Origin of the sequence: Actinomadura sp. NPDC048032, from assembly GCF_040653175.1 — a bacterium.
GTDB lineage: Bacteria > Actinomycetota > Actinomycetes > Streptosporangiales > Streptosporangiaceae > Spirillospora > Spirillospora verrucosospora.
This window is the reverse complement of the sequence record NZ_JBEZJP010000463.1, coordinates 1-6,123: the sequence shown is the minus strand read 5'-3', so window position 1 is coordinate 6,123 and position 6,123 is coordinate 1. Positions and strand designations below refer to the sequence as shown.

Annotated in this window: 6 protein-coding genes; 5 read left to right on the top strand and 1 reads right to left on the bottom strand. The window is 73.0% G+C overall.

Going from position 1 to position 6,123, the window contains the following annotated elements; translation table 11 throughout:
* Both AB0C69_RS36385 and AB0C69_RS36380 read left to right on the top strand, forming a co-directional pair.
* Positions 1-349, top strand: a 349-nt coding sequence (locus AB0C69_RS36385) for an alpha-glucosidase C-terminal domain-containing protein (RefSeq protein ID WP_353834013.1), incomplete at its 5' end; no start/stop codon positions are given.
* The gene (locus AB0C69_RS36380) at positions 346-1,839 is read left to right on the top strand and encodes an aminoglycoside phosphotransferase (protein WP_360360031.1); all 1,494 of its coding nucleotides are present in this window, start codon (positions 346-348) and stop codon (positions 1,837-1,839) included. The genes AB0C69_RS36385 and AB0C69_RS36380, both read left to right, overlap by 4 nt.
* A gap of 54 nt (positions 1,840-1,893) precedes the next feature.
* Here AB0C69_RS36380 and AB0C69_RS36375 read toward each other — a convergent pair whose 3' ends face one another.
* Positions 1,894-2,661 (bottom strand): GntR family transcriptional regulator, encoded by a 768-nt coding sequence (locus AB0C69_RS36375; RefSeq protein WP_360360028.1) that lies wholly within the window; start codon positions 2,659-2,661, stop codon positions 1,894-1,896.
* 214 nt (positions 2,662-2,875) lie between these two features.
* On the opposite strand from AB0C69_RS36375, the gene AB0C69_RS36370 reads away from it, so the two are divergent.
* From AB0C69_RS36370 to AB0C69_RS36360, 3 genes are all read left to right on the top strand, one after another.
* Positions 2,876-3,094, top strand: a complete 219-nt coding sequence (locus AB0C69_RS36370; protein ID WP_360360025.1) for a hypothetical protein — start codon at positions 2,876-2,878, stop codon at positions 3,092-3,094.
* A gap of 333 nt (positions 3,095-3,427) precedes the next feature.
* Positions 3,428-5,659: a 1,4-alpha-glucan branching protein GlgB gene (gene glgB / locus AB0C69_RS36365; protein ID WP_360360022.1), complete on the top strand. Its 2,232-nt coding sequence runs from the start codon at positions 3,428-3,430 to the stop codon at positions 5,657-5,659.
* 9 nt (positions 5,660-5,668) lie between these two features.
* The gene (locus AB0C69_RS36360) at positions 5,669-6,019 is read left to right on the top strand and encodes an ACT domain-containing protein (RefSeq protein WP_360360019.1); all 351 of its coding nucleotides are present in this window, start codon (positions 5,669-5,671) and stop codon (positions 6,017-6,019) included.
* Positions 6,020-6,123: the final 104 nt, after the last annotated feature.

The window sequence follows — 6,123 nt, the reverse complement described above, 5'->3', positions numbered from 1 at the left end:
CGAGATCCGCCAGCGCCACCCCGTCTTCGGCGTCGGCTCCTACGTCGAACTGTCCGCCTCCAACCCCTCCGTCCTGGCCTTCACCCGCGAGATCAACGGCGGGGACGCCAACCAGTGGGGCGGCGCGAACACGGTCCTCTGCGTGAACAACCTGTCCCGGTTCCCCCAGCCCGTGGAGCTGGACCTGCGGCGCTTCCGGGGCTCGTACCCGATCGAGTGCATGGGCGGCGTCCAGTTCCCCGCCATCGGCGAACTGCCCTATCTGCTGACCCTTCCAGGGCACGGCTTCTACTGGTTCCTGCTTCCGCCGCCGCCGGACGAGCAGGAGCCGGGAGAGGGAGTGATGTGACCGTGGCGCCGTCCGCTCCGCCGACCGACACCTCGCTCGTCCGGCTCCTGGCCGGCTGGCTGCCGCGGCAGCGGTGGTTCGGCGGCAAGGACGGCCCCATCCACGACCTCGCCATCGGCACCGCCACCGAACTCCGGTCCGGCGACCCCTCCCTGCACCACCTCGTCCTCGACGTCCGCCAGGACGGCACCACCGACCACTACCAGCTCCTCCTCGGCGTCCGCCGCGACCTTCCCGAGCATCTGGCGCCGGTCGCGATCGGGCATCTGGAGGACCCCGAGCAGGACATCACCGGGTACGTCTACGACGCCGCCCACGACGCGGAGCTGACGCGCCCGCTGCTGGACCTGATGGCGGACGACCGGACGGTCGGGCCGCTGACCTTCCGCCGCGCGCCCGGCACCGGCATCCGCACGGACCTGGACGGCACGCCGATCCCGGGCGAGCAGAGCAACACCTCGCTGATCTTCGGCGACGCCTACATCTGCAAGCTGTTCCGCCGCCTGTCCCCCGGCGTCAGCCCCGACCTGGAGGTCAACCTCGCGCTCTCCCGGCGGGGCTGCGAGCACGTCCCGAGCGTGCACGGCTGGATCGAGCTGGAACCGGGCGCGCTGGGCACCGCGGGGGGCACCGGCTCGGGCGGCCCCGCGGGCGGCGCGGACTCCGGCGGCGGGGACGAGCCGGTCACGCTCGCGCTGCTGTCGGAGTTCCTGCGCACCGCGACGGACGGCTGGCAGCTCGCGCTCACCAGCGTCCGCGACTGGTTCGCCCAGCCCGCAACGCCGGGGCCGTCGCCCGCGCTCACCGCCGGCGACGCCGGCGGGGACTTTGCCGCCGAGGCCGAACGGCTCGGCGCGGCCACCGCCGAGGTGCACCGCGACCTCGCCGCCGCGTTCGGCGTGACGCAGGCGCCGCCCGAGCTGCTGCGGGAGATCGTCTTCTCGATGCACGAGCAGCTCGACCAGGTCAGCGCCGCCGTCCCGCAGCTGCGCCCCTACGCGCCCGCGATCCGCGAGGTGTTCGACCGGGTCGCCGCGGAGGCGTCGCCGCTGCCGTTCCAGCGCGTGCACGGCGACTACCACCTCGGCCAGGTCCTGCGCACCGACTCCGGCTGGACGCTGCTGGACTTCGAGGGCGAGCCGGCCCGCACGCCCGCCGAGCGCCGGGCGCCCGCGCACCCGCTGCGCGACGTCGCCGGGATGCTCCGCTCGTTCGAGTACGCCGCGCGGTTCCTGCTGGCCCGGGAGGGCGACCTCCCGCCGGAGACGGCGGACGCGCTGGAGCTGCGCGCCCAGGCGTGGGCCGAGCGGAACCGGGCGGCGTTCTGCGCCGGCTACGCGGCCGCGGGCGGGCCCGACCCCGCGGCGCACGCGGCGCTGGTCCGGGCCTTCGAGTTCGACAAGGCCGTCTACGAGATCCGGTACGAGGCGCGGAACCGGCCGTCGTGGCTGCCCGTCCCGCTGCGGTCCCTGGCCCGGCTCGCGGGCTGACCGGCCAGGCGCCGCGCCGGGCCCGCCCGCACCGGCCCTCGCTCGGCCGCCGCGTCACAGGTCGATGGCGTAGTCGAGGACGACCCGGTCGGCGGGCAGCACGATCTCGCGGCAGACCTCCATCACGCCGGCGCGCGCCAGCATGCGGCGGGTGATGGCGAGCACCGGCACCCCGCCCGCCATGTTGAGGGTCTCGGCCTCCTCGGGCGTCGGCATCCGGGAGCGGACGGCCTCCTCGACGCGGGTCGGCGGGTACCCGAGGTAGGCGAGCTGCGCGAGCGTCCCCCCGGGCCAGGGCTCGCGCGCCGGGTCGGCGACGGGCGTGTCGCCGACCACGTCCCACGGCAGGTAGTTGACGGAGATCTGCTGCGGCTCCTCGCGCGCGTAGAAGACGAACCGGCGGCGCAGCAGCTCGGTGCCGGACGGCAGCTCGAACAGCGCGCCGAGGTCGTCGTCGGCCCGGACGCGGGAGAACTCCCGGTCCAGCCGGTACTCCTCCCAGGTGATCCTCTGGTCGCGGGTGAACGTGGTCTCGGGGACCGCCGACGGCTCGGCCACCGCGCGGTAGCGGTCCATCGCCACGCGGCGGGCCGGCGGGACGGTCCGGACGCGCGTGCCTCCGCCGCGGCGGGTCTCCACCAGGCCCTCGCCGCGCAGCAGCGCGACGGCCTGCCGCACGACGATCTCCGAGACGCCGTGGACGTCGCACAGCTCGGCCAGGGTCGGCAGCCGCGTCCCCGGCGGGAGGCTGCCGTCCCGGATCCCCTCTCGCAGGGTGTCGGCGATGCGCAGATAGGCGGGACGCTCCGGCACCGGCGTCACCTCCCTCTCCTCGGGCGCGCCCCCCGGCCTCCTGCCCGCGGCCACGTTCGAACAGCGTTCGACGCCGCGTTCGATCCTGCTCGCCCCTCCAGTCATCCATACCTTCCAGGCGCTATCCGCGGGGGCACGGTCCGCTTACGGACAGCTTGACACCTCTCAGGCCGAGTAAGACTTTTGTATACAGAAGAGCGGCCTCGGGGAAGGGACGACCTTGATGGGCGACTTCGAGGATCTGAAGGCGGCCATCGAGGGCGAGTTTCCGGGTTGGCAGGTGTGGCGCAGCGACGCGGGGCGCTGGTACGCGACCCGCAGCGGCGACCTCACCGATGCGCAACTCCAGGCGGGATGTGCGATGACGGTGGCCGCGGACGACTCGGAGGGGCTCCGGCGGGTGCTGCTCGACCAGGCGCCCGGGGAGCCCGGAGAACGGTGACGGGAGGCGGGAGAGTCGGGGCGGCCCGGTCCGCGCGCGGGGGCGGACCGGGCTGGGACAGGCCGGTACGGAAGGTACCTGTGTCGCTCAGGTGACACAGGAATGGAGCCCAGGGCGGTGGGGTCGGGGTCACCCCTGGGGCGAGGTAGACGTGGCCGCACGGACGGCACATTCGGCGCGACCCCACGACGAAGAGTCGTGCCGGCCGTGCGGCCGCAACATCCGCACCGGAATGCCGGGTTCGCGAAAACAGGTCGGTCCGTCATGTGAGAGCGCCCGTTCTCGGGGCAACCTCTTGGGGTAAACGGCTCAGTGACGGGAGGCCATGACGTCATGGCACGGGTGACGCGCGCGGAGATCGATCGACTCGTCGGCGGCGACCACCATGATCCACACGGCGTCCTCGGGGCGCATCCCGGTCGGGACGGGGTGACGGTGCGGGCGTTGCGCCCGCTCGCCGAGAAGGTCGAGGTCGTGCTGCCCAGCGGCGACCGCCACCCGCTCCGGCACTTCCACCAGGGCGTGTTCGTCGGGACGCTGCCCGCCGGCACGTCGCTCGCCGGCACCGAGAAGGACCGGGCCCCTCTCGCCGTCCCCGACTACCGGCTCGCCGTCACCTACGGAGACGGCGTCGAGACGATCCAGGACGACCCCTACCGCCATCTGCCGACGCTCGGCGAGCTCGACCTGCACCTGATCGGCGAGGGCCGGCACGAGGAGCTGTGGCGCGCGCTGGGCGCCCGCGTCCGCTCCTACGCGTCCGCTCTCGGCACGGTGGAGGGGACGGCCTTCGCGGTGTGGGCTCCGACGGCGCGGGGCGTGCGGGTGGTCGGCGACTTCAACCACTGGGACGGCCGCGCGTACCCCATGCGGTCGCTCGGCTCCACCGGCGTCTGGGAGCTGTTCGTCCCGGGCGTCGGCGACGGCACGCGCTACAAGTACGAGATCCTCGGGGCCGACGGCGTGTGGCGCGCCAAGGCCGACCCGATGGCGCAGGCCACCGAGACCCCGCCCGCGACGGCGTCCCGCGTCTTCACCTCCTCCTACGAGTGGGAGGACGGCGCGTGGATGGACGCGCGCAAGGAGCACGACTGGCTGCACGAACCCATGAGCGCCTACGAGGTGCACCTCGGGTCGTGGCGTCCCGGGCTCGGCTACCGGGAGCTTGCGGAGGAGCTGACGCAGTACGTCAGCGACATGGGCTTCACGCACGTGGAGTTGCTTCCGGTCACCGAGCACCCCTACGGACCGTCCTGGGGCTACCAGGTGACGTCCTACTACGCGCCCACGGCCCGGTTCGGCGACCCCGACGACTTCCGGTACCTCATCGACCGCCTCCACCAGGCCGGTATCGGCGTCATCATGGACTGGGTGCCCGCCCACTTCCCGAAGGACGAGTGGGCGCTGGCCCGGTTCGACGGCACCGCCCTCTACGAGCACGACGATCCGAAGCGCGGCGAGCACCCCGACTGGGGGACGCTCGTGTTCAACTTCGGCCGCGCCGAGGTCCGCAACTTCCTCGTGGCGAACGCGTCGTTCTGGCTGGAGGAGTTCCACATCGACGGGCTGCGCGTGGACGCCGTCGCCTCGATGCTGTACCTCGACTACTCGCGCAAGGAAGGCGAGTGGACGCCCAACATCTACGGCGGGCGGGAGAACCTGGAGGCCATCTCCTTCCTCCAGGAGATGAACGCGACGGTCTACAAGCGCAACCCCGGCATCATGACGATCGCGGAGGAGTCGACGGCGTGGCCCGGGGTCTCCCGCCCGACCCATCTCGGCGGGCTCGGGTTCGGGTTCAAGTGGAACATGGGCTGGATGCACGACACGCTCGAATACCTGCGTCACGAGCCGGTGTTCCGGCACTACCACCACAACGAGATCACGTTCTCGCTGGTGTACGCGTTCTCGGAGAACTACGTCCTGCCGCTGTCGCACGACGAGGTCGTCCACGGCAAGGGCTCGCTCCTGAGCAAGATGCCGGGCGACTCCTGGCAGCAGTTCGCCGGGCTGCGGGCGCTGCTGGCCTACATGTGGTCGCATCCCGGCAAGCAGCTGCTGTTCATGGGGCAGGAGTTCGGGCAGGGCGCCGAATGGGCGGAGGAGCGCCCGCTGGACTGGTGGCTGCTGGACAACGCCTCCGAGGGGGCCAACCACCTCGGGCTGCAGAGGCTCGTGCGCGACCTGAACCACGCGTACCAGGGCGAGCCCGCGCTGTGGACGCGCGACAGCGACCACGACGGGTTCCGCTGGATCGACGGCAACGACGCCGGCGGCAACACCCTGTCCTACCTGCGCTACGGGACGGCCCCGGACGGCGGCGAGCCGCCCGTCGTGGCGTGCGTCGTCAACTTCGCCGGGAACCCGCACGAGAACTACCGCGTGGGCCTCCCCCGCGTGGGCCGGTGGCGCGAACTCGTCAACACCGACGCCTACGAGTACGGCGGCAGCGGCGTCGGCAACCTCGGGAGGGTCGAGGCGGCGCCGGAGCCGTGGCACGGGCTGCCCGCGTCGGCGGAGATGCGCGTCCCGCCCCTGGGGGCGGTGTGGCTCGTCCCTGAATAGGGTGACGGGATGCGCCTGCACATCGTCCCCGGCCAGTTCATGGTGGAGCACCTCCCGCACGCGACGTTCCCGGAGGACGACGAGTGGGTCGCGCTCATCCGCGCTCCCGAGGGCCTCACCGTGATCCGGGACGCCTCGCCGTTCGCCGAGACGGAGCGGTGGGTCGGCTTCTACGGCGACCCGGACGGCGGTCTCCCCACGCCCGGCGTGCTCGCCGGCGTCGTGGGGCCGCTGGCCGAGGCCGGCGTGCCCGTCTTCGCCGTCTCGACGTACCACTCCGACCTCGTGCTCGTCCCGGAGCACCGGTCGGAGGCGGCGGCGGGGGCGCTGCGCGACGCCGGCCACCGCGTCGAGAACTGAACGGCTAGAGGCGTTCGAGGAGCCAGCGGGGGCCGACGACGGCGGCGCCCGCCTCCTCGCAGCGGGCGCGCAACTCCCGGTCGGCCGTGACCACCAGGTGGTCC

Bases quoted from the DNA above. Each gene is read 5' to 3' on its own strand.
- AB0C69_RS36370 (WP_360360025.1), top strand. From the start codon at position 2,876: ATGGGCGACTTCGAGGATCTGAAGGCGGCCATCGAGGGCGAGTTTCCG.
- AB0C69_RS36360 (WP_360360019.1), top strand. From the start codon at position 5,669: ATGCGCCTGCACATCGTCCCCGGCCAGTTCATGGTGGAGCACCTCCCG.
- glgB (WP_360360022.1), top strand. From the start codon at position 3,428: ATGGCACGGGTGACGCGCGCGGAGATCGATCGACTCGTCGGCGGCGAC.